The sequence below is a fragment of the Nocardia carnea genome, from assembly GCF_029869215.1.
In the GTDB taxonomy this organism is placed as follows: Bacteria; Actinomycetota; Actinomycetes; order Mycobacteriales; family Mycobacteriaceae; genus Nocardia; species Nocardia carnea_B.
On sequence record NZ_JARWPM010000149.1, the window covers coordinates 48,255 to 73,014 of the forward strand.

At 68.0% G+C, this 24,760-nt stretch carries 19 protein-coding genes and 4 pseudogenes; 19 read left to right on the forward strand and 4 right to left on the reverse strand.

Features of this window, described 5'->3' with window-relative positions; translation table 11 throughout:
• The first annotated feature begins 30 nt into the window (after positions 1 to 30).
• Entirely contained in the window at positions 31 to 966 is a 936-nt protein-coding gene (locus tag QH276_RS09970; RefSeq protein ID WP_280401790.1) for an ABC transporter substrate-binding protein, read from the forward strand.
• A gap of 18 nt (positions 967 to 984) precedes the next feature.
• Here the strand turns inward: QH276_RS09970 and QH276_RS35510 are convergent.
• Positions 985 to 1,979 (reverse strand): annotated as a pseudogene (locus QH276_RS35510) (SDR family oxidoreductase).
• 524 nt (positions 1,980 to 2,503) lie between these two features.
• On the opposite strand from QH276_RS35510, the pseudogene QH276_RS09985 reads away from it, so the two are divergent.
• From QH276_RS09985 to QH276_RS10010, 6 genes and pseudogenes are all read left to right on the forward strand, one after another.
• A pseudogene (locus tag QH276_RS09985) lies at positions 2,504 to 3,285 on the forward strand (GntR family transcriptional regulator).
• Positions 3,286 to 3,513 carry a 4Fe-4S dicluster domain-containing protein gene (locus QH276_RS09990; RefSeq protein ID WP_280401792.1) on the forward strand — a complete coding sequence of 76 codons (228 nt, stop codon included), beginning with the start codon at positions 3,286 to 3,288 and terminating at the stop codon, positions 3,511 to 3,513.
• 8 nt (positions 3,514 to 3,521) lie between these two features.
• Positions 3,522 to 4,901, forward strand: coding sequence for an ABC transporter substrate-binding protein (locus QH276_RS09995; RefSeq protein ID WP_280401793.1), 1,380 nt, complete (start codon positions 3,522 to 3,524; stop codon positions 4,899 to 4,901).
• A gap of 32 nt (positions 4,902 to 4,933) precedes the next feature.
• Positions 4,934 to 5,752: an ABC transporter permease gene (locus QH276_RS10000; protein ID WP_280401843.1), complete on the forward strand. Its 819-nt coding sequence runs from the start codon at positions 4,934 to 4,936 to the stop codon at positions 5,750 to 5,752.
• A 67-nt stretch (positions 5,753 to 5,819) separates the two neighbouring features.
• Entirely contained in the window at positions 5,820 to 6,587 is a 768-nt protein-coding gene (locus tag QH276_RS10005; RefSeq protein ID WP_280401794.1) for an ABC transporter ATP-binding protein, read from the forward strand.
• Positions 6,584 to 9,293 (forward strand): annotated as a pseudogene (locus QH276_RS10010) (fumarate reductase/succinate dehydrogenase flavoprotein subunit). Before QH276_RS10005 ends, QH276_RS10010 begins: the two are co-directional and overlap by 4 nt.
• An 87-nt stretch (positions 9,294 to 9,380) precedes the next feature.
• On the opposite strand, the gene QH276_RS10015 reads toward QH276_RS10010, so the two are convergent.
• Positions 9,381 to 10,739 carry a cytochrome P450 gene (locus QH276_RS10015; protein WP_280401795.1) on the reverse strand — a complete coding sequence of 453 codons (1,359 nt, stop codon included), beginning with the start codon at positions 10,737 to 10,739 and terminating at the stop codon, positions 9,381 to 9,383.
• 214 nt (positions 10,740 to 10,953) lie between these two features.
• On the opposite strand from QH276_RS10015, the gene QH276_RS10020 reads away from it, so the two are divergent.
• From QH276_RS10020 to QH276_RS10070, 11 genes are all read left to right on the forward strand, one after another.
• Entirely contained in the window at positions 10,954 to 11,853 is a 900-nt protein-coding gene (locus tag QH276_RS10020; protein WP_280401796.1) for an SDR family NAD(P)-dependent oxidoreductase, read from the forward strand.
• Positions 11,850 to 12,947, forward strand: coding sequence for a TIGR03857 family LLM class F420-dependent oxidoreductase (locus QH276_RS10025; protein ID WP_280401797.1), 1,098 nt, complete (start codon positions 11,850 to 11,852; stop codon positions 12,945 to 12,947). The genes QH276_RS10020 and QH276_RS10025 overlap by 4 nt, the downstream gene beginning before the upstream one ends.
• Positions 12,944 to 13,987: a phosphotransferase gene (locus tag QH276_RS10030; protein ID WP_280401798.1), complete on the forward strand. Its 1,044-nt coding sequence runs from the start codon at positions 12,944 to 12,946 to the stop codon at positions 13,985 to 13,987. Before QH276_RS10025 ends, QH276_RS10030 begins: the two co-directional genes overlap by 4 nt.
• Before the next feature lie 149 nt (positions 13,988 to 14,136).
• Positions 14,137 to 15,297 (forward strand): LLM class flavin-dependent oxidoreductase, encoded by a 1,161-nt coding sequence (locus QH276_RS10035; protein WP_280401799.1) that lies wholly within the window; start codon positions 14,137 to 14,139, stop codon positions 15,295 to 15,297.
• Complete coding sequence (locus QH276_RS10040) at positions 15,294 to 15,839, forward strand: MarR family winged helix-turn-helix transcriptional regulator (RefSeq protein ID WP_280406703.1); 546 nt, start codon at positions 15,294 to 15,296, stop codon at positions 15,837 to 15,839. Before QH276_RS10035 ends, QH276_RS10040 begins: the two co-directional genes overlap by 4 nt.
• Entirely contained in the window at positions 15,836 to 16,510 is a 675-nt protein-coding gene (locus QH276_RS10045; RefSeq protein ID WP_280401801.1) for a CE1759 family FMN reductase, read from the forward strand. Before QH276_RS10040 ends, QH276_RS10045 begins: the two co-directional genes overlap by 4 nt.
• 11 nt (positions 16,511 to 16,521) lie before the next feature.
• A complete protein-coding gene (locus QH276_RS10050) occupies positions 16,522 to 17,247 on the forward strand; it encodes a trimeric intracellular cation channel family protein (protein WP_280401802.1) in 726 nt (241 codons plus the stop codon).
• A 149-nt stretch (positions 17,248 to 17,396) separates the two neighbouring features.
• Positions 17,397 to 17,852: a helix-turn-helix transcriptional regulator gene (locus QH276_RS10055; RefSeq protein ID WP_280401803.1), complete on the forward strand. Its 456-nt coding sequence runs from the start codon at positions 17,397 to 17,399 to the stop codon at positions 17,850 to 17,852.
• Positions 17,849 to 18,259 (forward strand): VOC family protein, encoded by a 411-nt coding sequence (locus tag QH276_RS10060; protein ID WP_280401804.1) that lies wholly within the window; start codon positions 17,849 to 17,851, stop codon positions 18,257 to 18,259. The genes QH276_RS10055 and QH276_RS10060 overlap by 4 nt, the downstream gene beginning before the upstream one ends.
• A 180-nt stretch (positions 18,260 to 18,439) precedes the next feature.
• Positions 18,440 to 20,830: an excinuclease ABC subunit UvrA gene (locus tag QH276_RS10065; protein ID WP_280401805.1), complete on the forward strand. Its 2,391-nt coding sequence runs from the start codon at positions 18,440 to 18,442 to the stop codon at positions 20,828 to 20,830.
• A gap of 90 nt (positions 20,831 to 20,920) precedes the next feature.
• Entirely contained in the window at positions 20,921 to 21,199 is a 279-nt protein-coding gene (locus QH276_RS10070; protein WP_280401806.1) for a hypothetical protein, read from the forward strand.
• 41 nt (positions 21,200 to 21,240) lie between these two features.
• Here QH276_RS10070 and QH276_RS10075 read toward each other — a convergent pair whose 3' ends face one another.
• On the reverse strand, positions 21,241 to 22,833 hold the full coding sequence (locus QH276_RS10075) for a serine hydrolase (protein WP_280401807.1): 1,593 nt from the start codon (positions 22,831 to 22,833) through the stop codon (positions 21,241 to 21,243).
• A 135-nt stretch (positions 22,834 to 22,968) separates the two neighbouring features.
• Positions 22,969 to 23,301: a VOC family protein gene (locus tag QH276_RS10080; RefSeq protein ID WP_280401808.1), complete on the reverse strand. Its 333-nt coding sequence runs from the start codon at positions 23,299 to 23,301 to the stop codon at positions 22,969 to 22,971.
• Positions 23,302 to 24,136: 835 nt separating this feature from the next.
• On the opposite strand from QH276_RS10080, the pseudogene QH276_RS10085 reads away from it, so the two are divergent.
• Positions 24,137 to 24,553: pseudogene (locus QH276_RS10085) on the forward strand (CGNR zinc finger domain-containing protein); the annotation flags it as partial.
• Between the last annotated feature and the right edge of the window lie 207 nt (positions 24,554 to 24,760).

Genomic DNA, 24,760 nt, shown 5'->3' on the forward strand with positions numbered 1-24,760 from the left:
CCTAACTCACATGGGCTACTGTGCAATGCCGTGAAGATCGAGAACAGTACAAGGCATCGGCTGCGGGCCGCCATCGGCGCACTGGTCGCCGTGCTGGGCCTGGCCCTGGCCGCCTGCGGGTCGGGCGATCCCGGGCTCGACGAGGGACGCGTCGTCGCGCACGCGATGGGCGAGACGACGGTGCCCGTGGCGCCGCAGCGGATCGTCGTTCTCGACTCACCACACTTGGACGCGCTTGTCGCTCTGGGGATCACCCCGGCCGGGATCACCGAGCGCGCGATGGGCTACGGCGCACCGGAATACCTGCGGGACGAACTGGGCGATGTGGCGACCGTCGGCACGATCTCCGAACCCGATCTCGACGCCGTCGCCAACCTCGAGCCCGACCTCATCATCGGCACCAAGGTCCGCCACGAGCCGCTCTTCGACCAGCTCAGCGCTATCGCACCGACCGTGTTCTCGGCGAATTCGGGCACCGACTGGCACGAACAGGCCCGGCTCACCGCGGCGGCGGTCGGCAAGACCGCCGAAATGGAGGATCTGCTCAACCGCCTCGGCACCCGCGCAAGTGATGTCGGAAAACGGATCGGCGCGGCGGGCAGGACGGTGTCGATGGTGCGCTTCACCGAGGACCGGTTCCGCCTCTACGGCCCGGAGACGTTCTCGGGTTCCCTGCTCGCCCAGGTCGGCTTCACCCATCCCAACCGGGAATGGAATGAGTACTCGATGGCCGAACTCGATCCCGAACAGTACGAGCAGATCAACGGAGACGTGGTGTTCCACGCCGATTACACCGGTTCCGGCGCGAGCACGACCAAGGGCCGTGTCACCGCGCTGTGGGGTGACCTCCCGGCCGTGGCCGCGGGCCGTGCCCACGAGGTCGCCGACGACACGTGGATGCTCGGGATCGGGGTCGTCGGCGCGAACCTGGTCCTCGACGATATCGAGCGCCTGGCGGCCCCGTAACCGGCCGGCGTGCGTGGGTCAGCGCGTGGTGGTGAGACCGCCTGTGACGGCGAGGATCTCGCCCACCGTGTAGCTGGAGTCCGCGTCGGAGGCCAGGTATACGTACGCCGGTGCCAGCTCCTCCGGTTGCGCGACCCGGCCTATCGGGCTGTCGCTGCCGAGCTGGGCGAGACCTTCCTCGGGCATATGCGGGTCGGCGATATTGAGTACGGTCCATGTCGGTCCGGGGGCGACGATATTCGCCCGGATGCCGTCCTTGACGAGGTGAAAGGCAATGGATTTGGTGAAATTGACCAGGGCGGCCTTGCTCGCCGCGTAGTCGATCATCGTATCGCTGCCTTTCAGCGCCTCCTCCGACGCCGTCGCGATGATGGCGTCACCGGCCTTCAGATGAGGGCGCGCGGCCTGTACCAGATGGAATACGCGTACGCGTTCACCTTGAAGGATCTGTCCCAGTCGTCGAAGGACAACTGGGACAGATCCGTCTGGCTGTTCAGGTGGGCCGCGTTGTTGACCAGGATGTTGAGCCCGCCCAGCTCCCGCACCGTCCGTTCGACGATGTCGTAACAGACCGACTGCTCGGCGAGGTCGCCGGGCAGCAGCAGGCATCTGCGTCCTTCCGCCTCGACCGCGCGGCGTGTCTCCTCCGCATCCGCTTGCTCCTCGGGCAGGTACCCGATGGCGATATCGGCGCCCTCGCGCGCATAGAGGACGGCCACCGCACGACCGATACCGGAATCACCGCCCGTGATCAGGGCGATCTTGTGCCGAAGTTTGCCGGCCGCCCGGTAACGGTCCGACCGGTACTCCGGCCGCGGCCGCACGGCCTGCTCGCTACCGGGCGGCTCTTGCCGCTGTTTCGGGTAGGGCGGTACCGGTTCCGCAAGGATCTGCGGCTGAGCGGGGTCGTTTCGGTCCTGCATGGGAGCCTCCTGGCGTTGCTCTGCGTGGTCCGTCGTCGAAACCCGGTGATCACTCGCTCCACCGCTCGTACCCGAACGGCCGGAGAACATGCCCCTGCGGGTGTACTGGTATGCCGGCTCGATAGGGGATACGGCCTGATACGCGGTTGTGTCGCCGGGGAGGGGGCAGGGGTCGCCGACGACCGATGAGGGGAGGCTCAGGCGAACTCCCGCTCCGATACGCCTACCCGCAACGCTGTCCGCGGAGACCTTGCGAGGTCAGAAGGACAGGAAAACTTGCCGATAGGTAGATATGCGCATCTAACTACTTATTCTCCACCTCCGACCAACAGCGCAAAAACGGAGTAAACGCTCAATTTCCTTCAAGGAAGGAAACAAATACTTCCTTGCTACCGAGGCGCGTGCCGCGGTAGCGCCGGGCATGCGGTACCCGACCATTCGAATCGAGCTGATCGCAATCGAGAAGGCTGTTGGGCCGGGTGGCGCAATGGCGGCGAACAGTGCCGTTTTCGCTGGTCGTGCCGATCGGTGCGCGGCGCATTGCGAACCGGTGTGTACGGTCCCGCTGCGGAGTGGACGGGGACGGCCGATGTACGCCGCTATCGTCACCGTTTATGCAGGTCAGCGAGATGAACTCCGATCGGTCGGGCGGCGCGGCGACCGTCCGGTGGCTGCGTGCGGACCAGGCGAGGCGGGTCGCGGATATCGTGCGCCAGCAGATCCACGCGGGTGCCGTAGGCGACACGCTGCCCGGGGAACTGGAACTGGCGGCGGAGCATCGGACCTCCCGCAACACCATCCGGGACGCGCTGGCGCTCCTGCGTGACGAGGGACTGATCGACCGCGCGCCGCGGCTCGGTACCCGAGTGGCCGCGCGGAAATTCGACCACGGGCTGGACGCGCTGCTGGGCTTACAGGAGACGCTGGAGGGCCGGGGCACGGTCCGCAACGAGGTCCGGATGGGGCAGCGGATCACGGCCCCGCCGCTCGTCGCGCGCCGGCTCGGGCTCACGCCGGGCCGGCAGGTCGTGTATCTGGAGCGGCTGCGCTATCTCGGTGATCAGCCGCTCAGCCTGGATCTCACCTATCTCGCCCCGAGATCGGTGCCCGCGTCCTCGACCACGATCTCGCCCACACCGATGTGTTCGTGCTCCTCGAACAGCTCAGCGGGCAATCCCTCGGCTCGGCGGATCTGACGGTGGAGGCGGTCCCTGCCGACCGGCACACCGCCGCCACCCTCGATGTTCCCGCGGGCGCGCCGCTGCTGATGCTCGAACGCCTCACCCGCCTCGACGACGGAACGCCCGTCGACCTCGAATACATCCGGATGCGCGGTGACCGGATCACGCTGCGCGGCAGCCTCTCCCGTGCGATCCCTGAGTGGAAGGTCCTGTAGATGGCCCTGGTGAACCAGCGCACCGATATCCCGGTGACCATCGACGAATCCCTGTGTATCGAGGGCTGCACCCTGTGCGTCGAGATCTGCCCGCTCGACTCCCTCGCGATCAACCCGGACAACGGTAAAGCGTTCATGCACGTCGACGAATGCTGGTACTGCGGCCCCTGCGCCGCCCGCTGTCCCACGGGCGCCGTCACCGTCAATATGCCGTATCTCCTGAGGTAGACCCCATCATGACCAGATTGAAACGCCTGGCGGCTGTGCTTGCCGCCGGGGCGCTCGCCCTCACCGGGTGCTCGCTGGAAGACGCGGCCATCGGCGATACGGTGCGCGTTGTCATCGGATACCAGTCCAAAACGATCAATACCGTCACCGCGGGCACCCTGCTGCGCGCTCAGGGTTACCTGGAGCAGCGGCTGGCGCGGCTCACCGACGGCGGTGGGCCGGCCTATGAGGTGGAATGGCAGGACTACGACACCGGTGCGCCGATCACCGCGCAGATGGTGGCGGAGAAGATCGATATCGGCTCGATGGGTGACTACCCGCTGCTGATCAACGGTTCGCGGACGCAGGGCAGCGAGCGCTCCCGCACGGAATTCATCTCGGTCACCGGCTACAACCCCAAGGGCGCGTTGAACATGGTGGTGGTGCCGCCGGATTCACCGGCCACCGAACTGCCCGATCTGGCGGGGCAGAAGATCTCCGCCAGTGTCGGTTCCGCAGGGCACGGCACACTCGTGCAGGCGCTCACCCGCGCGGGTATCGACCCGGTCACCGGTGTGGAGGTGGTGAATCAGCAGCCGCAGGTCGGGGCCTCGGCCCTGGAATCGGGCCAGGTGAGCGCACTGTCGCAGTTCGTGGCCTGGCCCGGTCTGCTCGTGTTCCAGGACAAGGCGAGACTGCTCTACGACGGCGCCGAACTGAATGTGCCCACGTTTCACGGCGTGGTGGCCCGTGCGGATTACACCGCGCGGCATCCCGAGGTGGTCGATGCGTTCCTGCAGGCACAGCTGGATGCCACCGAGTTCCTGTGGCGGGATCCGCTGGCGGCGGCGCGGATCGTGGCCGAGGGGTCGGGGCTGCCGCAGGAGGTGGTCTACCTCTACAACGGTCCCGGTGGCACCTCCTTCGACACCACCTTCAAACCGAGTCTGCTGGCGGCGTTTGCAGACGATGTGCGGTATCTGCAGTCGATCGGTGATTTCGCCGATCTCGATACCGGCGCTTTCGCGGACGACCGGCTGCTTCGCGCCGCGTTCGCCGCCCGTGGCCAGGACTACGAGAAAGCGCTCGCGGATGTGGCGAACCACACCGCCGGGTCCGGTACCGAATTGTGGCTGGACGGGCAGGATACGACTCGGCCGGCCAGTGGCTCCACCGACCTGCTGCGTGCGGTGAAAGCCGCCCGGGCGCAGGGGCAGACGGTGCGCGCCGCCTATATCGTGGATTCCGAGCTGGGTACCCGCTGGTTCGCCGACAAGGCCGTTTGGGTCCGCGACGGGGACATGTACCGGGCGTTCACCACCCCGGCCGCGGCCGGTCGCTACCGGCGGGCCAATCCCGGCGCCGAGCCGGTCGGCTATGACCAGGCTGTCGCGGAGGTCCGGTCGTGACCGTCGCCGCCCCGGCCGATTCCGGTGCCGCCGTGCACAATGACCGCCTCCGTGCCCGGCACCGTGCGCGCTCGGTGTGGCCGGACCGTGCGCTGCGTCTGGTTTCGGTGGCTGCGGCTGTGCTGGTGTGGCAGTTGCTGACCGCCGCCGATGTCCGGCTGTGGTTGCGGTTCGACACCTTGCCCACCGTCACCGAGGTGGTCATGGCGTTCGGCCGCCGACTCGCCACCGATGTCTACTATCTGGATCTCGCCCAATCGCTGATTCGCATCCTCACGGGTTTCGTCATCGCCACGGTGCTCGGTGTCGCGAGCGGGATCGCGCTGGGCCGGTCCCGGTTGGTGGCGGGGGTCTTCGGCCCGCTCACCGAACTGGCGCGTCCGGTTCCGGCGATCGCGGTGGTGCCGATCGCGATTCTGCTGTTTCCCGACGACGAGGCCGGCATGGTGTTCATCACCGGTCTGGCCGCTTATTTCCCGATCATGGTCAGCACCCGGCACGCGGTCCGTGCCTTGCCCACCTTGTGGGAGGACTCGGTGCGCACGCTCGGTGGTAACCGCTGGGACGTGCTCGTGCGGGTGGTGTTCCCGGGTGCGCTGCCGGGGATCTTCGGCGGGCTCTCGGTGGGTCTCGGGGTCGCCTGGATCTGCTTGATCTCCGCGGAGATGATTTCCGGACGTCTCGGTGTCGGTTACCGCACCTGGCAGGCCTACACCCTCGTCGATTATCCGGGTGTGTTCGTCGGGATCCTCACTATCGGCGTTCTGGGCTTCGGCACGTCCGCGGCGATCGAACGTCTCGGCCGCCGGGTCACCCGCTGGCTGCCCAGGGGAGAGGGGAACACCCGATGACGGTGTGCCCGCGCCCCGGCCGCCACGGGACCCGCGCCACGACCCCCGCGGAAAGGCTGCTGTCCCGATGACCACCACTCTCATCCCGCGCGAAGCGGCGCCGGATCTCGAGGAACACGGTATGGCCCTGCGCCTGGACGCCGTGTCGCTGTCCTACACCGGCGACCCGGTGATCATGGACCTGTCGCTGGATGTCCGTCCCGGCGAAATCCTCGTCCTCACCGGGCCGTCCGGTTGCGGTAAGTCGACGGTGCTGCGTGCCCTTGCCGGGCTACTGGCCCCCGACGCGGGCCGTGTCCTGGCCGACGGTGAGCCGGTCACCGGCACCTCCCGGGACCGGGCCGTCGTCTTCCAGGACAACGCGCTGCTGCCGTGGCGCAGTGTGCGCGCCAATATCGAACTGGCACTGCGGTTACGTGGTGAACCGAAGGCGGGGCGCCGCGCTGCTGCCGAGCGCTGGATCGAGGAGGTCGGGCTCACCGGTTTCGCCGATTTCCTGCCCAAAAGCCTGTCGGGTGGTATGCGGCAGCGTGTCCAGCTGGCACGGGGCTTGGCGGGCGCGCCGCGCGCGGTGATGATGGACGAACCGTTCGGTGCTCTCGATGCTCAGACCCGGGCCACCATGCAGCGCCTGCTGGTCGAAACCTGGCGCAGCCACCCCGCCACCGTGGTGTTCGTGACCCATGACGTGGACGAGGCGCTGCGGCTGGGTGACCGGGTCGCGGTGCTCGGGCGGGCGGGGCAGCCGTTGCGCGCGCTCGTCGAGATGCCGAATCCGCGGGGAACCGCCGACCGGCGTGCTGAGCGCGCCCGAATTCTGGAGGCTCTGTCGTGACCGCTCCCGCACTGTTCTCGGCCCCGGATCTCGCCGATACCGTCCGGCTCGACTGCGATGTGCTGGTCGTCGGCGGCGGGACGGCGGGCACGATGGCCGCGCTGACCGCCGCCGAACACGGCGCGAACGTGCTGCTGCTGGAGAAGGCGCATGTGCGGCACTCCGGGGCGCTGGCGATGGGGATGGACGGGGTGAACAATGCGGTGATCCCGGGGAAGGCCGAGCCGGAGGATTACGTCGCGGAGATCACCAGTGCCAACGACGGGATCGTCGACCAGCGCACCGTCTACCAGACCGCGACCCGGGGTTTCGCCATGGTGCAGCGGCTGGAACGGTACGGCGTGAAGTTCGAGAAGGACGAGTACGGGGAGTACGCGGTGCGCCGGGTGCACCGGTCGGGGTCGTATGTGCTGCCGATGCCCGAGGGTAAGGATGTGAAGAAGGCGCTGTATCGGGTGTTGCGGCAGCGGAGGAACCGGGAGCGGATCCGGATCGAGAACCGGTTGATGCCGGTGCGGGTGCTCACCGCGGGGGGGCCGGGCGGTCGGTGCGGCCGCGTTGAATACCCGTACCGGCGAGTTCGTGACAGTGGGGGCGAAGGCGGTGATTCTGGCGACGGGGCCGTGCGGGCGGCTGGGGTTGCCGGCGTCGGGTTATTTGTATGGCACCTACGAGAATCCGACGAACGCGGGCGACGGCTATTCCATGGCTTATCACGCGGGCGCGGAGTTGAGCGGGATCGAATGTTTCCAGATCAACCCGTTGATCAAGGATTACAACGGTCCGGCCTGCGCGTATGTCGCGAATCCGTTCGGTGGGTATCAGGTGAACGCGCAGGGGGAGCGGTTCGTGGACTCCGATTACTGGTCGGGGCAGATGATGGCGGAGGTGAAACGTGAGATCGATTCCGCGCGGGGGCCGATCTACCTGAAGGTGTCGCATCTGCCCGACGAAACGCTGAGCACGCTGGAAGGGATTCTGCACACCACCGAACGTCCGACGCGCGGCACTTTCCACGCCAATCGTGGCCACGACTACCGCACTCACGATATCGAGATGCATATCTCGGAGATCGGTTTGTGTGGTGGGCATTCCGCGTCGGGGGTGTGGGTGGACGAGAATGCCCGCACGACCGTTCCCGGCCTGTACGCGGCGGGTGATCTGGCGTGTGTGCCGCACAATTTCATGATCGGCGCTTTCGTTTTCGGGGAGCTGGCCGGTGCGCATGCCGCCGGGACGCTGGCCGATGTGGCGGCCCCGCGAGAACTGCCGGCCGGTCAGGTCGCGGCCGCCCACGAGCTCGTGTACCGGCCGCTGCGTCATCCCGACGGCCCGCCGCAACCGCAGGTCGAATACAAACTGCGCCGGTTCGTCAACGACTATGTGGCGCCCCCGAAGACGGCGGCCAAACTTTCCCTCGCGGTGGAAACCTTCGAGCGGATGCGCGGTGAGATCGCCGGGATGGGGGCGCGCACGCCACATGAACTGATGCGTGCCGTCGAGGTCTCGTTCATCCGTGACTGTGCGGAGATGGCGGCGCGTAGCTCGTTGACCCGTACCGAGTCCCGGTGGGGTCTCTACCATGAACGCGCCGATCTTCCGGAGCGGGACGATGGGCGGTGGCGTTACCATTTGAACCTCCGCAAACGCGCCGACGGGGAGATGGAGTTCCTGAAGCGGCCGGTCGCACCGTATCTGGTGCCTGTTCCCGAGTTCGGCGATCTGCCCGCGGTGGAGGAGCCGGTGGTTCTCGCCCAACCTGGTGCCGCCGGTCATCGGCCGGCGGCTCGCCGTGCCGGGGCCGCGGCCGGGACGGGGAGCATTGCCACCGATCCCGCTCCGCCCGCCTCGCCGCGGCTGGTCGAGCTGCTCGCCCTGGATGCACCGACGGCCGCGCAGCTGTCGGCCTACCTTTCCGATGCCGACGCCACGGTGCGGGTTGCGGCGATCGCGGCCCTGACGGAGAACACCCCGGACGGCTATGCGCCGTTGCTCGTGCGAGCTCTCGACGACCGGGCCGCGAGGGTCCGTGGCGCCGCCGCGGCCGCTCTCCGTGAACTGGTCGAGGTGCTGCCGTCGGCGGCCGGGCTCGCCGACCGGATCGGCTCCGGTGACCCGGTGGTTCGCGCGGCCGTGGTCGACCTGCTGCGCGCGCTGCGCGCCGGTACCGCCGCTGTTTACCGTGCGGCGCTGGCGGATCCGGACCATCGTGTCCGTATCGAGGCGGTGCGCGCCTCGGTGTCGCTGAACGACCGGGACGCGATCGCGGCCGCCGCTACCGACCCGAACCGTGAGGTGCGTATCGCGGCTGCTCAGGGCGTGGCCACTATCGGTAACGGCGGTACCGGCATCGTGCGGAGGCTTTCGGCCGATCGCGACCCGTTGGTCCGGGCCGCGGCCTTGGCGGCGTTCGCCGGTATCGGCGCCGCGGCCGCAGATATCGGGTTGTGTGTCGCCGCGCTCGGGGATTCCGCCTGGCAGGTGCGGGTCGGCGCGGCGCGCGGGCTGGCCGTGGCCGATCCCGAGGTGGCGATTCCCGCGCTGGCGGCGGCGCTTGCCGACCCGCATCTGGATGTCCGTAAGGCGGCGGTGCTCACCCTGGCTGTCTGGAGCAGGCACGAACCGGCGCGTGGAGCGCTGAACGGTGCGCTGGACGATACCGACGCCGATGTTCGTGCCTACGCGCGTCGTGCCCTCGACTCGTGAGTTTTCCGGCCGCGGGCCCTGCCCGGGGAAGCCTGCCGCCGGTCCGTCGAGTTGTGTCGGTGCGACGTTGCGGGCGGGTGGCGGTGTTCAGTTCTCCCGTCGCCTGCGGCGGTAGCGCACTGTGCACGGTTGCTGCAGTTGCACCACCATCTTGGAGTGGTCGTTGCGGTAGGTTTCCGAGGGCTGTGCCATCTCGAATTCCCAGTCCCGCAGTAGGACCGAGAAGATCGCTTTCAACTGCATCAGGGCGAAGGCGGCGCCGACGCAGCGGTGGCGGCCGGCGCCGAACGGGATCCAGGTCCAGCGGTTGATCAGATCTTCCTGGTTGGGGTCGATATAGCGGCCGGGGTCGAAACTGTCGGGGTTGGGGAAATCCTCCGGCAGCCGGTTGGAGATGGCGGGGGTGGCCGCGACGTGGTCGCCTGCGGCGATGGTGTGCCCGCATACCTCGAATTCACCCTGCGCCACCCGCATGAGGATGATCAGCGGGGGATGCAGCCGCAGCGTTTCCTTCAGCACCGCCTCCAGGTGCGGGATCTGGCGCAGCGCGTGGAAGCTCACCTCTTGGCCGTCGGCGTAGAGCTCGTCGAGTTCCTTCACCACCCCGGACAGTACTTCCGGGTGGCGGAGCAGTTCGATCACCGACCAGGCGGCGGTACCGGAGGTGGTGTGGTGGCCGGCGAACATCATCGAGATGAAGATGCCGGTGATTTCGCTGGCGCTGAAATGCGGGGTGCCGTCTTCTTTTTTGACCGAGACCAGCACGTCGAGCAGGTCACGGTCCTCTTTACCAGCGGGTGGGTTCGCGATCCGGCCGTCCATGATCTCTTGGACCAGCTCCACGAGCTTCGCCCGGGATTCGTCGCGGATCCGGAAACTTTCGATCGGCATATACGGGTCGACGTAGGCCAGGGCGTCGGTGCCGCGTTCCAGGTTGTGGTAGAGGTGCGCGAACCGGCTGTCGAGTTCTTCGCGGAACTTGGTGCCGATCAGGCAGGCCGAGGAGGTGTAGATGGTGAGTTCGGCGAAGAAGTCGAGGAGGTCGATTTCGCCTTCGTCGCCCCAGCCGGCGATCATCCGGTCGACTTCGCGTTCGATGGTGGCGGCGTGGCTGCGCATCTGGTCGCCGCGTAGTGCGGAGTTGTGCAGCATCTCTTTGCGGCGTTCGGGGCTGGCGTCGAAGACGACGCCTTCGCCGAAGATGGGTTTCATGAACGGGTAGGCGGCGGCCTGGTCGAGGTCTTCGTCGGCGGCGCGGAAGAAGAATTCGTTGGCTTCGGCGCCGGTGAGCAGGATGACGTGGCGGCCGGCGAGTTCGAATCGGCCGACGTCGCCGCATTCCTCCCGGACCCGGCGCATGAGCGCGATCGGGTCGGTGCGGAATTCCTCCAGATGGCCGTGTTCGTGTTCGCCTCCGGACACCCGCGGTGGTTTCACCGAAGTCATGTGGAAATCCTTCCCCAGATTACTGTCCAGGATCTATGGTAGACACCTGTCCAGACAGTACTACGGCGTGTTTCGTGCCCGCAAGGCCGGTTCGCCGATCGGCTCCCCGATTCGCGATCCGCCCGCCGAACAGGAGTGCCATACTGTCCGGACACCTGTACGGAAGTGTGTTCGGTCGCGGTGGGTCGCGGCCCGGGAAAACGAGAGCAGGTCCATGAGCGGTCAGCAAACCCTATGGGGCCGCGGCGCCGTGGTCGTCGGTGCCACCAGCGGAATCGGTCACGCCGTCGCGCACGCACTGGCCCGCCACGGCGCCGGAGTCGTCGTGAACGGCCGCAACGAATCCGCGGTCGAACGCACCGTCAACTCGCTCACCCTCGCCGGTCAGCGCGCGGTCGGGCTCGCGGGCAGCGCCGCCGACGAAACCGTCGCCACCGCACTCGTCGACACCTGCGTACGCACCTTCGGCACCATCGACATCCTCGTCAACTGCGCCGGTATCGCCGAACCCGCCGAATCCTCCATCCTCGACGTCACCACCCGCGACTGGCGTGCCCTGCTCGACTCCCACCTCACCACCACCTTCAACACCTGCCGCGCCGCCGCCCCGAAAATGGTGGCCCAGCGCCGCGGCAGCATCATCAACACCAGCTCCTTCGCCTACCTCGGCGACTACGGCGGCACCGGCTACGCGGCCGGTAAAGGCGCGGTGAACAGCCTCACCCTCGCCATCGCCGCCGAACTCGCCGAACACGAGGTCCGCGCCAACGTCGTCTGTCCCGGTGCGAAAACCCGTCTCTCCAGCGGTTTCGCCTACGAAGCGAAAATCATGGAGCTCTACCGCCGCGGGATGCTCGACGAGATGAGCAAAGACGCCGCCCTCGACGCCCCACCCGCGGAATACGTCGCCCCGCTGTACCTGTACCTCGCCGGGTCCGAGGCCCGCGAGGTCACCGGCCAGATCTTCGTCGCCGCCGGCGGTTTCGTCGGCCGCTACGACCGCCCCACCCCCAGCATCCTCGGCTTCCGCGACCACACCGACACCCCACCGTGGACACCGGCCGAACTGCACCGGATGATCACCGGCAGCAAAGAACCGGCGGGCCCGGTATGAGCGCGGCGGCCGCGCAGCCACGCGGCAGCGAATTCCGCGAACTCGGCTGCTACGGGCTCGCCGGGCACGCCACCGACCCGCACGTCCTGCTCGGCGAAGCGCGCACCGCCGAAGAACTGGGGCTCGGCACCCTGTTCCTGTCGGAGCGGTTCAACACCAAAGAAGCCTTCACCCTCGCCGCCGCCGCGGGCGCGGTCACCACCGGCCTGCACATCTGCACCGCCGCCACCAACCACAACACCCGTCATCCGCTGGTCACCGCCGCCGGCGCGATGACCCTGCACCGGCTCACCCGCGGCCGCTACAGCCTCGGCCTCGGCCGCGGCTTCGACGCACTGTTCGATGTGATCGGCCTGCCGCGGATCACCTCCGCGCAGATCCGCGACGCCGCCGATATCTACCGGCGCCTGTGGCGTGGCGACACCGTGCTCGGCCACGACGGTCCCGCAGGAAAATACCCGCTGCTGCAGCTGGACCCCAGCTACGACGAGAACATCCCCCTCACCCTCACCGCCATCGGTCCCAACACGCTGCGCCTGGCCGGTGAGGTCGCGGATTCGGTGGTCCTGCACACCTTCTTCACCGACGACACCACCGCCCGCGCGGTGCGGGCCATCCGCGCGGCCGCGGAAGAGGCCGGCCGCGACCCGGCGGGCATCCGGATCTGGTCGGTCCTCGCCGTCGTGGACGACACCCAGGGCGAAACCGCTCGCCTGCGTAAACTCGTCGGCCGCCTCGGCACCTACCTGCAGGGCTACGGCGATATCCTGGTCCGCGTCAACGGCTGGGATCCGCGAGTGCTCGCCGATTTCCGGGCCCACCCGCTGGTCACCGGGGCCGGGGGCGCGCTCGACGCGGTCGCCGACCCGCAGACCCTGGCAGCCGTCGAGGAACTGCTGCCCGCCGAATGGCTCGCCGCCTCGGCCACCGGCACCCCCGCCCACTGCGCCACCCGGATCGGCGACCAGTTCCGGGCCGGAGTGGACGGGGTCGTCCTGCACGGCAACACACCCACCGAACTGAAACCTGTGCTCGACGCCTGGCGCGAACACCGTGACCCGCGGGATCCCGCGCGCTCATCTGTGGAGAAATGATGCCGATCCCGCTCACCGCCGCCGAACTCACCCCCGAATGGCTCACCGCCGCCCTCGGGGCGACCGTCGATGCGGTCACCGCCGAACCGGTCGGGACGGGCCAGATCGGCTCGGTGTTCCGCCTGCAGCTCACCGGTGCCGGCGTTCCGGAACGACTGCTGGCGAAACTTCCTGCCGCCGACCCCGGCACCCGCGGTATGCTCGCCGGCGCCTACCGGCAGGAAGTCCGGTTCTACACCGAGATCGCCGGGACGGTCGCGGCGCGTACTCCTCGCTGCCATCACGCCGAGATACACGGTGACGGCAGCGAATTCGTGCTCCTGCTGGAAGATCTCGCGCCCGCCCGCCAAGGCGACCAGATCGCCGGCTGCACGGTCGCGCATGCGGACGCGGCCGTGGCGAACCTGGCCGGGCTGCACGCACCCCGCTGGTGCGATGAGAGCCTGCTGGATATCGAAGGTTTCAGCCGCAACGGCCCCGAGGAGGCCGCGACCCTCGGCGAACTCTACGGCCCCACCACCGAGATCTTCCTCGACCGCCTCGGCGATCGGCTCGGACCCGGCGACCGGGACACCGTCCGCGCCTGCGGTGCGGTCATCGCCGACTGGCTGCTCGCCTGCCCGGAACGTTTCGGCCTGGTCCACGGCGACTACCGCCTGGACAACCTGCTGTTCGGCCCGGGCGCGACGGCCGTGGTCACCGCGGTCGACTGGCAGACGGTGAACCTGGGCCTGCCCGCCCGTGACCTGGCCTACTTCGTGACGACCAGCCTCGACCCCGAGATACGCCGGGCGGTGGAGAGCGATCTGGTCGCGACCTATCACAGGCGCCTGCTCGAACTCGGTGTCACCGGCTATACGCTCGACGACTGCCGCCGGGACTACCGGTTCGCCGCCCTGCAGGGTCCACTCGTCGCCGTGTTCGGCGCCGCCTACGGCACCCCGAGCGAACGCGGCGACGCCATGTTCGCCACCATGATCCGCCGCAGCTGCGCCGCCATCCGTGACCTGGAGTCGCTCACCGCCCGCCCCGCGCCGTAGTCCGCGCCGCGCGCTCTGTGCCCGGGTCGCGTACCGGGTCGGGAGCCGCCCCGGTGTGGGTTGCGCTGCTCACAGGGCCGGAATAACTGTAGAAACCCACCCGTTAAGGTCTATGCAAATGCATAAAACCTACGGTGGGAGTGACAGTGATGCAGTTCGGAATCTTCTCGGTCAGCGATATCACGCGTGACCCCGTCACCGGCGTAACACCCAGTGAAGCCGAGCGGATCGAGGCGATCGTGCAGATCGCGCGGAAAACCGAAGAGGTCGGGCTGGATGTGTTCGCCATCGGCGAGCATCACAATCCGCCGTTCTTCTCGTCCTCGCCGACGACCCTGCTCGCGCATATCGCGGCGCTCACCGAACGGTTGATCGTCACCACGGCGACCACCCTGATCACCACCAACGATCCGGTGAAGATCGCCGAGGACTACGCCATGCTGCAGCATCTGTCCCAGGGGCGGATGGATCTCATGCTCGGCCGCGGCAACACCGGGCCCGTCTACCCGTGGTTCGGTAAGGACATCCGCGCCGGGCTGCCGCTGGCGCTGGAGAACTACAACCTGCTGCACCGGCTGTGGCGTGAGGACGTGGTGGACTGGGAAGGCAACCACCGCACCCCGCTGCAGAGTTTCACCGCCACCCCGCGCCCCCTCGACGGTGTGCCGCCGTTCGTGTGGCACGGCTCCATCCGCACCCCGGAGATCGCCGAACAGGCCGCCTACTACGGCAACGGTTTCTTCGCCAACCACATCTTCTGGCCGACCGCGCATTCGCTGCAGCTCATCGAGTTCTACCGGCAGCGGTTCGAACACTACGGGCACGGCACCAAGAAACAGGCCATCGTCGGTCTCGGCGGGCAGGCCTACATCGCGAAGAAATCGCAGGACGCGTGGAACGAATTCCGGCCCTACTTCAACGAGGCACCCGTCTACGGTCACGGCCCCTCGCTGGAGGATTTCGCCGAGATGACGCCGCTGTCGGTGGGCAGCCCGCAGGAGATCATCGACAAAACGCTCACCTTCCACGACACCTTCGGCGACTACCAGCGCCAACTGTGGCTGATGGACCACGCCGGGCTGCCGCTGAAAACAGTGCTGAACCAGCTGGATCTGCTCGGCGAAGAGGTCGTCCCGGTCCTGCGCAAGGAACTGGCGGCCCGCCGCGACCCCGAATCGGCGCCCGCCCCCACCCACCGGGCCCGGGTCACCGCACAGTACGGCGACACCGCACCCCGCCAGGCCCGCCCCAACGCCAACCAGGGCGACAACCTCGCCGGCGCCAACCCCTACCTGGACGCCACGGTATGAGTGAGCCGGGCCCGGAGCCGGTCGCGCAGCGTCACCACACAGAACCCTCGCTCATGCCCCAGAGCATGAGCGAGGCCGGGGTGGCGCGGGGGCGCCGGACCAGCAGCCGGCTGGCCAACGACGCCTGGGAGGCGCTGCTCACCGCGCATGCCGCGCTGATGAAACAGTTCGCCGCCGAAGACGTCTGGCACGGGCTGACCATGCGCGAATACGACGTCCTCTACACCCTGTCGAAATGCCGGGAACCGATCCGGCCCGCCGAACTGAACCGGCACGTCCTGCTCACCCAGCCGGCGCTGTCGCGGATGGTGGACCGGCTGATCGACCGCGGTTTCGTCGAACGCAGCCGCGACCCCGCCGACGGCCGCGGGGTGCGGCTCGCCCTGACCCCCGCCGGCCGCACCCAGCAGCGGCGGATCGGCGGCCGCCACGCCGTCGGAGTGGCCCGCGCCGTGGCCGGCGCGCTCACCGACGACGAACTGCTGGCCCTCGAACACCTCTGCACAAAACTCGCGGACACCACGAACAGGACACAACGATGACACCAACCAACGGACAGGCCCCCTACCGGCTGGTCGTGGTCAGCGGCGGTACCAGCAATCCGTCGTCCACCCGGATGCTGGCCGACCGGATCTCCGCCCGCGTCGGCGCGCTCGCCGGCCATCGCGGCGCCCAGGTCACCGTCACCGTGATCGACCTGCGCGAACTGGCCACCGAGATCACCACCGCCCTCGTCTCCCAGCTCATGGGCCCGAAAATGACGGCGGCGATCGAGAAACTCGCCGCCGCCGACGGGCTGGTCGTCGCGGCACCGGTCTACAAGGCCGCACCCAGCGGGCTGCTCACCTCGTTCTTCCACGTCCTGGACAACGACCTGCTGATCGCCAAACCGGTGATCCTCGCCGCCACCGCCGGCAGCGCCCGGCACGCGCTGGTCGTGGACGAGCAGATGCGCGCCCTGTTCGCGTTCCTGCGCACCATGACCGTGCCGACCTCGGTGTTCGCCGCCACCGAGGACTGGAACGACAACGGTCTCACCACCCGGATCGACCGGGCCGCGCGAGAACTGGTGCTGCTCATGGACAGCGGATTCGCCCACCGAGTCCGCGAGGAATCCTGGGACAACTATCAGCACAGCTTCGGCAGCGCCGGCGGGGAAACCGGGATCGACCTCGACACCGACCTCATGCGGCTGGCCGCCGGCGGCCAGTAACGTGTGCTGCCGTGGCCGCACCCATCGACACCATCGATCAGGTCACCCGGTATCTCGACCTCGCCGGTGTGCTGGCCTGCGCAATGCTCGGTGGGGCGGTCTCGCGCAGTGAGGGACTGGACCTGTTCGGGTTCCTCGTCGTCGGCATCGTGTCCGGGCTCGGCGGCGGTGTCCTGCGCGACACCCTGCTGCAGCAGGGCCCGCCCGTCGCGCTGACCGATTACGCCTATCTGCCCACTGCTGTCGCCGGCACCGTCATCTCCTTCGTCATCCACCTCAGCGAACACGCCTGGGATCGCCTGTTCACCGTCCTCGATGCCGCCGTCATCGGATTCTGGGCGGTCACCGGCGCCCAGAAAACTCTGGCCGCCGGGCTCGGCTGGCTGCCCGCGGTGCTGCTGGGAATCACCACCGCCGTCGGCGGCGGCGCCACCCGCGATGTGCTGTTACGCCGGGTACCGGCCGTCTTCGGCGGTAACGGCCTCTACGCCACCGTCGCCGCCGTGGTCGCCGCCACCATGGTGATCTGCACCTACCTCGGGGTCCCGGCCCTCGGCATCGTGCTGGGGATCGTGTGCTCGCTGGTGTTACGGCTGGCCGCGGTGCGGTTCGGCTGGAACCTGCCCAACGGCCTGAACTGGCAGCCGCACACCCGCCTGGCCGAAGCGTGGCGCGGCACCCGGCCGCCCCGCCGCCGGCGCATCCGCCGCCGGCGGGGTACCGACAGGGACAATTGAGCCCACCGACCGCAACCGGATCGGAGGCGTCACCGATGAACCGCACCGCCGCGAAGGCCGCCGCCCTCGCCCGGCTGTCCGGGCCCGCATCCCGCTGAGCACGGCAGCACACCTGGGCAATACCTGTCCGATATGGCACGATTTGCCCTGTGACCAGCAAACCCGCCGATCCGCGGCTGCGTGACCTCGCCCTGCTGCGCCGCGTCCGCGACCGGATGGACCGCGAATACGCGCAACCCCTCGACGTCGCCGCCCTCGCCCGCGGCGTCAACATGTCCGCCGGTCACCTCAGCCGCCAATTCCGGCTCGCCTACGGCGAATCACCCTACGGCTACCTGATGACCCGGCGGATCGAACGCGCCAAGGCGCTGCTGCGCCGCGGCGATATGAGCGTCACCGAGGTCTGCTTCGCCGTCGGCTGCTCCTCCCTCGGCACCTTCAGCACCCGCTTCACCGAACTGGTCGGCGTCCCACCCAGCGCCTACAAGCAGCAGGCGGCCGGGGAAGCGGCCGGGATGCCGAGCTGTGTCGCCAAACAGGTCACCAGACCGATCAGGAATCGAGAAGCGCAGGTCACCGGGGCGCGGCTAGCGTCATCGGTATGAACCTGACCATCCACTCCAGCTACCTCCCGCACGACGACCCGGACGCCGCCCTGGCCTTCTATCGCGACCTCCTCGGCTTCGAGGTCCGCAAAGACGTCGGCTACGAGGGGATGCGCTGGCTCACCGTCGGCCCCGCCGGCCAGCCCGACACCGCCATCGTGCTCACGCCACCGGCCGTGGACCCTGGGATCACCGACGACGAACGCCGCATCATCACCGAGATGATGGCCAAGGGCACCTACGCCGGGATCAACCTCGCCGCCGACGACCTCGACGCCCTCTTCGACCGGTTGCAGGCAGCGGATGTCGACATCATCCAGGAACCCACCGACCAGCCGTACGGAATCCGCGACTGCGCCGTCCGCGATCCCGCCGGAAATACGGTCCGCATCCAGCAGGCCGGCTGAACACATCCCGGATGTAGCACCATCCGCACCGTCGTCGATATCCGGCCGGGCGGGTCCCGCCGTCCGGCCGGATCCGGCCGCGCGCCTCGCGGTAATCGAAAAATGTCGTCGCGCTCTGGTTGGATCGAACGACACGGCGGCGGTGACCGCGCGGCGGCACGAACAACAGAGGGAGACCAGATGAGCACGGCCACGAGAACCGGTACCGGATCGGCGCAGCCGCACGTCGCCGACACCCACGACCTGATCCGCGTCTACGGGGCGCGGGAGAACAACCTCAAAGACATCAGTGTCGAAATACCGAAACGCCGGCTCACCGTGTTCACCGGAGTATCCGGATCCGGGAAGAGCTCCCTGGTCTTCAGCACCATCGCCGCCGAATCGCAGCGGCTGATCAACGAAACCTACAGCGCCTTCATCCAGGGGTTCATGCCGAACCAGGCCCGCCCCGACGTCGATGTCCTCGACGGCCTCACCACCGCCATCATCGTCGACCAGGAACGGATGGGTTCCGATCCCCGCTCCACCGTCGGCACCGCCACCGACGCCAACGCCATGCTGCGCATCCTGTTCAGCCGGCTCGGCACCCCGCATATCGGCTCCCCGCAAGCGTTCTCCTTCAACGTCGCCTCCATCAGCGGCGCCGGCGCCGTCACCGTCGAAAAAGGCGGGCAGACCGTCCGCGAACGCCGTAGCTTCAGCGTCCTCGGCGGGATGTGCCCGCGCTGCGAAGGTCGCGGCTCGGTATCCGATTTCGACCTCACCGCCCTCTACGACGAGAACCTGTCCCTCAACGAAGGCGCCCTCACAATCCCCGGCTACAGCATGGACGGCTGGTACGGGCGGATCTTCCGCGGCTGCGGCTTCTTCGACCCCGACAAACCGATCAAGAAGTTCACCAAGAAACAGCTGAACGACCTGCTGTACAAAGAACCCACCAAGATCAAGGTCGAAGGTGTCAACGTCACCTACGAGGGCCTGATCCCGCGAATCCAGAAATCCTTCCTCTCCAAGGACCGCGAAGCCATGCAACCGCATATCCGCGCATTCGTGGACAAAGCGATCACCTTCGACACCTGCCCCGACTGCGACGGCACCCGGCTCAGCACCGAAGCCCGCTCCTCCAAGATCAAGGGCATCAGCATCGCCGACTGCTGCGCCATGCAGATCAGCGACCTCGCCGCCTGGGTACGCGACCTCGACGAACCGTCGGTGGCGCCGCTGCTCACCGCGCTCGGGCAAACCCTCGACTCGTTCGTCGAGATCGGTCTCGGCTACCTGTCCCTGGACCGGCCCGCCGGCACCCTGTCCGGCGGTGAAGCCCAGCGCACCAAAATGATCCGGCATCTCGGCTCCTCGCTCACCGACGTCACCTACGTGTTCGACGAACCGACCATCGGGCTGCACCCGCACGATATCCAGCGGATGAACGAACTGCTGCTGCAACTGCGCGACAAAGGCAACACGGTGCTGGTCGTCGAGCACAAACCCGAAGTCATGGCCATCGCCGACCACATCATCGACCTCGGACCCCGCGCCGGCACCGACGGCGGGCAGGTCATGTACGAAGGCGATATCGACGGCCTGCGCGGCAGCGGCACCCTCACCGGCCGCCACCTCGACGACCGCGCCACCCTCAAACCGTCGGTCCGCACCCCGGACGGGGCGTTGCAGGTCCGCGGCGCCGACTCGCACAACCTGCGCAATGTCGATGTCGATATCCCGCTCGGTGTCCTGGTGGTGCTCACCGGTGTCGCCGGATCCGGGAAGAGCTCACTGATCGACTGCGCGGTCGCCCACCACGACGACGTCGCCATGGTCGACCAAACCCCCATCAAAGGGTCCCGGCGCAGCAACCCCGCCACCTACACCGGCCTGCTCGACCCCATCCGCAAAGCGTTCGCGAAAGCCAACGGCGTGAAACCCGCCCTGTTCAGCTCCAACTCCGAAGGAGCCTGCCCCGCCTGCAACGGCGCCGGCGTCATCTACACCGACCTCGGCGTCATGGCCACCGTCGAATCACCCTGCGAGGAATGCGAAGGCCGGCGCTTCCAGGCAGACGTGCTGGAGTACACCTTCGGCGGCCGTAATATCGCCGAAGTGTTCGAGATGTCGGTCGCCGAAGCCGAGCAATTCTTCGGCGCGGGTGACGCCCGCATCCCCGCCGCCCACACAATCCTCGACCGCCTCGTCGACGTCGGGCTCGGCTACATCAAGGTCGGCCAGCCCCTCACCACCCTGTCCGGTGGTGAACGGCAACGCCTGAAACTGGCCACCCGGATGGGTGAAAAAGGCGGTATCTACGTTCTCGACGAACCCACCACCGGCCTGCACCTCGCCGACGTCGAGAACCTTCTCGGCCTGCTGGACCGGCTCGTCGACTCCGGGAAATCGGTGATCGTCATCGAACACCACCAGGCGGTCATGGCGCACGCCGACTGGATCATCGACCTCGGCCCCGGCGCCGGCCACGACGGCGGCACCATCGTCTTCGAAGGCACCCCCGCCGAACTGGTCGCCGCGAAGTCCACCCTCACCGGACAGCACCTGGCCGATTACGTCGCCGGCTGACCCGAACGGGGGAGAGGTGCATACCCGGCCCCCGCCTGCAAGGCCCACCAGCGGCCGTGGCGAGGGTGGTGACTGCCGTAGGAGCGGTCGATGACGAGGTCCACCGCGCAGCACAGGCAGGCCAGAGCCATCGGCGGCGACACCGAACTGCTGCCGAAGGCGCACCGCGCGCGGGTCAGCCGGACCGCGGGCTGGATCGCACCGATCGTCGTGGTGAACGGCCGGATCGCGGGCACCTGGGAACTGGAGGGCGAGGAGGTGGTCGTCAGCATGTTCGACGGTGCGCCGCTGCCGAAGAAGCTCGATGCCGCAACCGATCGCGTAGCCCGTGCGGCAGGGCTGGGTTCGGTGCGTGTGCGGGCGGCCTAGTGTTCCGTGACCGAAATCCGTCATACACGGCTGCCCGCCGGTCAGCGCTCGAACGTACCGCACCCGTCGGCGTCGTAGAACTCCAACCACAACCGATCCCCGTCGAAACGGGCCTGCGATATCGTCCCCGGGTTCGCGCTCTCCCCGGACGGCGTGAACACGAACGTATCCCCATCCCAATGCCGTAGCGGCACGGTCACCTTCCCCGGCCCCAACGTCAGCAGCAACCGGTCGCCCTCCACCGCGACCTCCGCCGGACCGAAATACTCGTTCCCGTACACCCCCGCGTAATCATCCAACGGGCCCGCAGGCGCCGGCGCCGGTGGAGGCGTCCGACCCACCAGTGCACCGGTGGGTGCCTCGATACCGCCGAACGCCTGCTGATACAGCCCCCACCAGTCCTGCCGGATCTCCCCGAATTGCACCAGATCCGCGAACTCGGCATTCAACGTCTCCGGGACACCGATCGGCGCGGCGTTCGTCAACGTCACAATCCCCACATCCGCCGACGGAATCAGCGTGAGCGCTGTCGCGGCGCCCGCGTTGAACGCCCCGGAATGACTCAACACCACCCGGCCCGCCGCCGACGTACCCACATCGAAACCGAACCCGTACGACCCGGCCCGCGCATCCGGCGCCGTCGGCGGCGCCGACACCGCTTGCGGTGACATCGCCGGCAGCAACGCGTCCGGCGCCACCACCTGACGCCCCTCGAACGTGCCGTCACCGAGCACCATCGTCATCCACTTCGCCATATCTGCCACCGAGGAGCTGACCCCACCCGCCGGCGATTGCGCATCCGGCTGCCGCCCCGGCTCGGCGCGCCGGTACGAATCGTCCACCCGGATATGTCCCACCGCACGATCCGGGGCGGCCGCGAAATCGGCGAACCGGGAACTGGTGGCCGCCATCCCCAACGGCTCATAGATCTCCCGCTTCGACAGATCCGCCCAATCCAGGCGCGCGGCTTCCGCAACCGCCGTCGCCGCGGCGGTCAAGCCGAAATTCGTGTACTCGTAGGAAGCCCGGAACGGACCCAACGGCAGCATCCGCAGCCGATCCAGCACCGCGGCCCGGTCGAAACCCAGATCCTCCAGCATGTCCCCGGCATGATCGGGCAACCCGGAACGATGCGCATACAGGTCGCCGACGGTCACGGTCTCGCTGACATAAGGGTCCCGCAACGCGAACCAGGGGGCGAGCTGCCGTACCGGCGTATCCCATCCGACCGCGCCGGCCGCGACCTGCCGCGCCACCACCGTCGCGCCCACCGGTTTCGACAGTGACGCCAGCTGGAACACCGTATTCGCATCGACCTTCTGCTCGGTGCCCACCTCCCGCACCCCGAAACCCTCGCTGAACACGACCTTCCCGTCGTGCACGATCGCGACCGCCATCCCCGGAATCCCGGAAACGTCCATCAGTTCCCGGGCCCGCTGCTCGACGCGGCCCAGAATATGGTCGACCCGCCCATCGGGGATATCGACGCCCGCCGCCTGGTCGGGCCGCTGCGCCGTATCGGTCGGCGACACCGGCGCTCCACCCGGAACCGGTTCCTCGATTCCGCAGCCCACCAGCAACCCCGCGGCCGCCACCGCCGCCGCACCGACAACCGGCCATCGCCGTCTGCGCATACCCACCTCCGCGAGGTCGCCGCTCAACCAGGTCCTGCCCGAGCCGGCCGTACACCGGTCCGCGGCATCGAAGGCGATCCCGCGCAACCACCGGCGGGGGATCACAGGCGGTACGTGCCGCACCGCCGCGACCGGCTATTTTCCCCGCAGCCCGATCGGGTTGCCGTCGGAATCCTGCAATACACAAACCCGTACCCCTGGCGCGACCTCACGCGGCGCGGAACGCTCGGTGGCACCCGCCGCCAGCAGCGCGGCGCGCACCGAATCGACATCCTCCACATCGGAATATGCCACGGGTCCCTCCGAAACATCCCCGTGCGGATTCAGCCCCACCTCGAAACCATCGACGGAGTAGCCGACGTAATAGGCCTCATCGGTATGCGGCGCACCGAACAACGCCGTGTAGATTGATTTCGCGGACCCGAGATCGGATACCGGGACCACCACGCTGCGGATCGTCGGACTCATCTGTTCTTCCTCTCGATGCGGCGGCCGCCTCCGTCACCGTGCGGTGACGCGGAACCAGCACAGGTATGACCGCGATGGACGAAAGATATGAGCTGCCAGGCCAGCGTACCCAGCTGCACGGTTCCCGCCGGGCCGCGTCGGCGAGCATGTCGCGGCGCAGACGGTCACCGGTGCTGTCCGCAGTACAGGGTTCCGGTCTGCGGGTGCGCTTGCGCAGCTCGACCCGGGTGTTCGGACGCCGCCGGCTGCATTCACCGGCGACGACGGCCCTCTCGTGTCGGTGACGGGCGGGTCGGCACAGCGGCGTGACCCCGTAAGACGTACTCCGTCCCCACATTACGTCACTGTGACGTAATGTGGGGGACCTGGGACTGGGACTGTAACCGGGGGGATGGGCAGTCGTCGACCTGTCGCTGCCAGCAATGCGCCGTGGCGGATGGCCGATTGGGTTGCGTGAGCGACGGGACGGCTTGGGGCCGGCAACGACGGTTTTGTCGACCGAGTCGGTACCGGCCCAGTGGGCAGCGAGCCGTTTGTGGTGCGGGACATTCGCTCCGAGTTGACATAATTACCAGCGAAGCCAGTGCAGGCCGACCGGAGCCGGCGTAGTCGACCGGAAGCCGACAGAATTCGGCCATACCTACTTCGAAGATTCCGAGCCGCGGACCCGATTAGTGTGCGACAGCGGGTAACGGCGTGCGCTCGCGGCCCTTCCGAAAGAACGCCGATAATCTACATTACGTCAACTAGGCCGCGGTCTTCTACATCAGCCGAATCGACTCCCTCCTCCTCGTCGAACAGATGTCGGTGTACTGGCGCTACGGTGACGGCGTGAACCACCGCGCAATTCGAACTCGCCCGGGAACTGAGAGAAGCGATTCACACCGCCGCGACAGCGGCTGCGGTCGGCGACCCGCTCCCCGCGGGGGCTGTCCGGGTCATCAACGACCGCAGCGTTCAGGGCCGCGCCGCGCCGGTCCTGACTCCCGACGGCCGCCGGCGCTGGCGGCTCGGCTCGGCGTCCTCCGTTGAGGATGCCTTGAGCGTGATCGCCGCCGACGCCATCGGCATCATCTCCGGTGAACGGGACGGAAAGCTCGCCTTGTGTGCGTCGCCGACGTGCCGGGCCGCGTTCTTCGACACCAGCCGCAGCCGCACCCGTAAATGGTGTGAGATGAACACGTGCGGGAATCGTCAGAAGAAGGCGCGCTTCCACGCCGGTCGGCGCGCGGATCCCGGAACGGTGCGGTGATCGCACCGGCGCGGCTGCGATGCTCGTGCGGCATCGGCGCCCGGAGCGTCGCTGCCGGGACCGGCACTCCCCTGTTCCGAACAGTGCGGCCGGCCGCACTGCCCCCGGTGGTTCACCCGTCGACGCCATCGGTCAGGACGCGGGCGCTACGGGCCAAGACCCCCGGTTAGGTGATATGCATATGGGTTGGCTCGATTAGGATATAGG

What these genes read in the sequence shown, in the direction of transcription:
- QH276_RS10075 (WP_280401807.1), bottom strand. Translation starts at nt 22,833, where the DNA reads ATGCGCAGACGGCGATGGCCGGTTGTCGGTGCGGCGGCGGTGGCGGCC.
- QH276_RS10020 (WP_280401796.1), top strand. Translation starts at nt 10,954, where the DNA reads ATGAGCGGTCAGCAAACCCTATGGGGCCGCGGCGCCGTGGTCGTCGGT.
- QH276_RS10045 (WP_280401801.1), top strand. Translation starts at nt 15,836, where the DNA reads ATGACACCAACCAACGGACAGGCCCCCTACCGGCTGGTCGTGGTCAGC.
- QH276_RS10040 (WP_280406703.1), top strand. Translation starts at nt 15,294, where the DNA reads ATGAGTGAGCCGGGCCCGGAGCCGGTCGCGCAGCGTCACCACACAGAA.
- QH276_RS10025 (WP_280401797.1), top strand. Translation starts at nt 11,850, where the DNA reads ATGAGCGCGGCGGCCGCGCAGCCACGCGGCAGCGAATTCCGCGAACTC.
- QH276_RS10035 (WP_280401799.1), top strand. Translation starts at nt 14,137, where the DNA reads ATGCAGTTCGGAATCTTCTCGGTCAGCGATATCACGCGTGACCCCGTC.
- QH276_RS10080 (WP_280401808.1), bottom strand. Translation starts at nt 23,301, where the DNA reads ATGAGTCCGACGATCCGCAGCGTGGTGGTCCCGGTATCCGATCTCGGG.
- QH276_RS10005 (WP_280401794.1), top strand. Translation starts at nt 5,820, where the DNA reads ATGACCACCACTCTCATCCCGCGCGAAGCGGCGCCGGATCTCGAGGAA.
- QH276_RS10070 (WP_280401806.1), top strand. Translation starts at nt 20,921, where the DNA reads ATGACGAGGTCCACCGCGCAGCACAGGCAGGCCAGAGCCATCGGCGGC.
- QH276_RS09990 (WP_280401792.1), top strand. Translation starts at nt 3,286, where the DNA reads ATGGCCCTGGTGAACCAGCGCACCGATATCCCGGTGACCATCGACGAA.
- QH276_RS10015 (WP_280401795.1), bottom strand. Translation starts at nt 10,739, where the DNA reads ATGACTTCGGTGAAACCACCGCGGGTGTCCGGAGGCGAACACGAACAC.
- QH276_RS10030 (WP_280401798.1), top strand. Translation starts at nt 12,944, where the DNA reads ATGATGCCGATCCCGCTCACCGCCGCCGAACTCACCCCCGAATGGCTC.
- QH276_RS10065 (WP_280401805.1), top strand. Translation starts at nt 18,440, where the DNA reads ATGAGCACGGCCACGAGAACCGGTACCGGATCGGCGCAGCCGCACGTC.
- QH276_RS10060 (WP_280401804.1), top strand. Translation starts at nt 17,849, where the DNA reads ATGAACCTGACCATCCACTCCAGCTACCTCCCGCACGACGACCCGGAC.
- QH276_RS09995 (WP_280401793.1), top strand. Translation starts at nt 3,522, where the DNA reads ATGACCAGATTGAAACGCCTGGCGGCTGTGCTTGCCGCCGGGGCGCTC.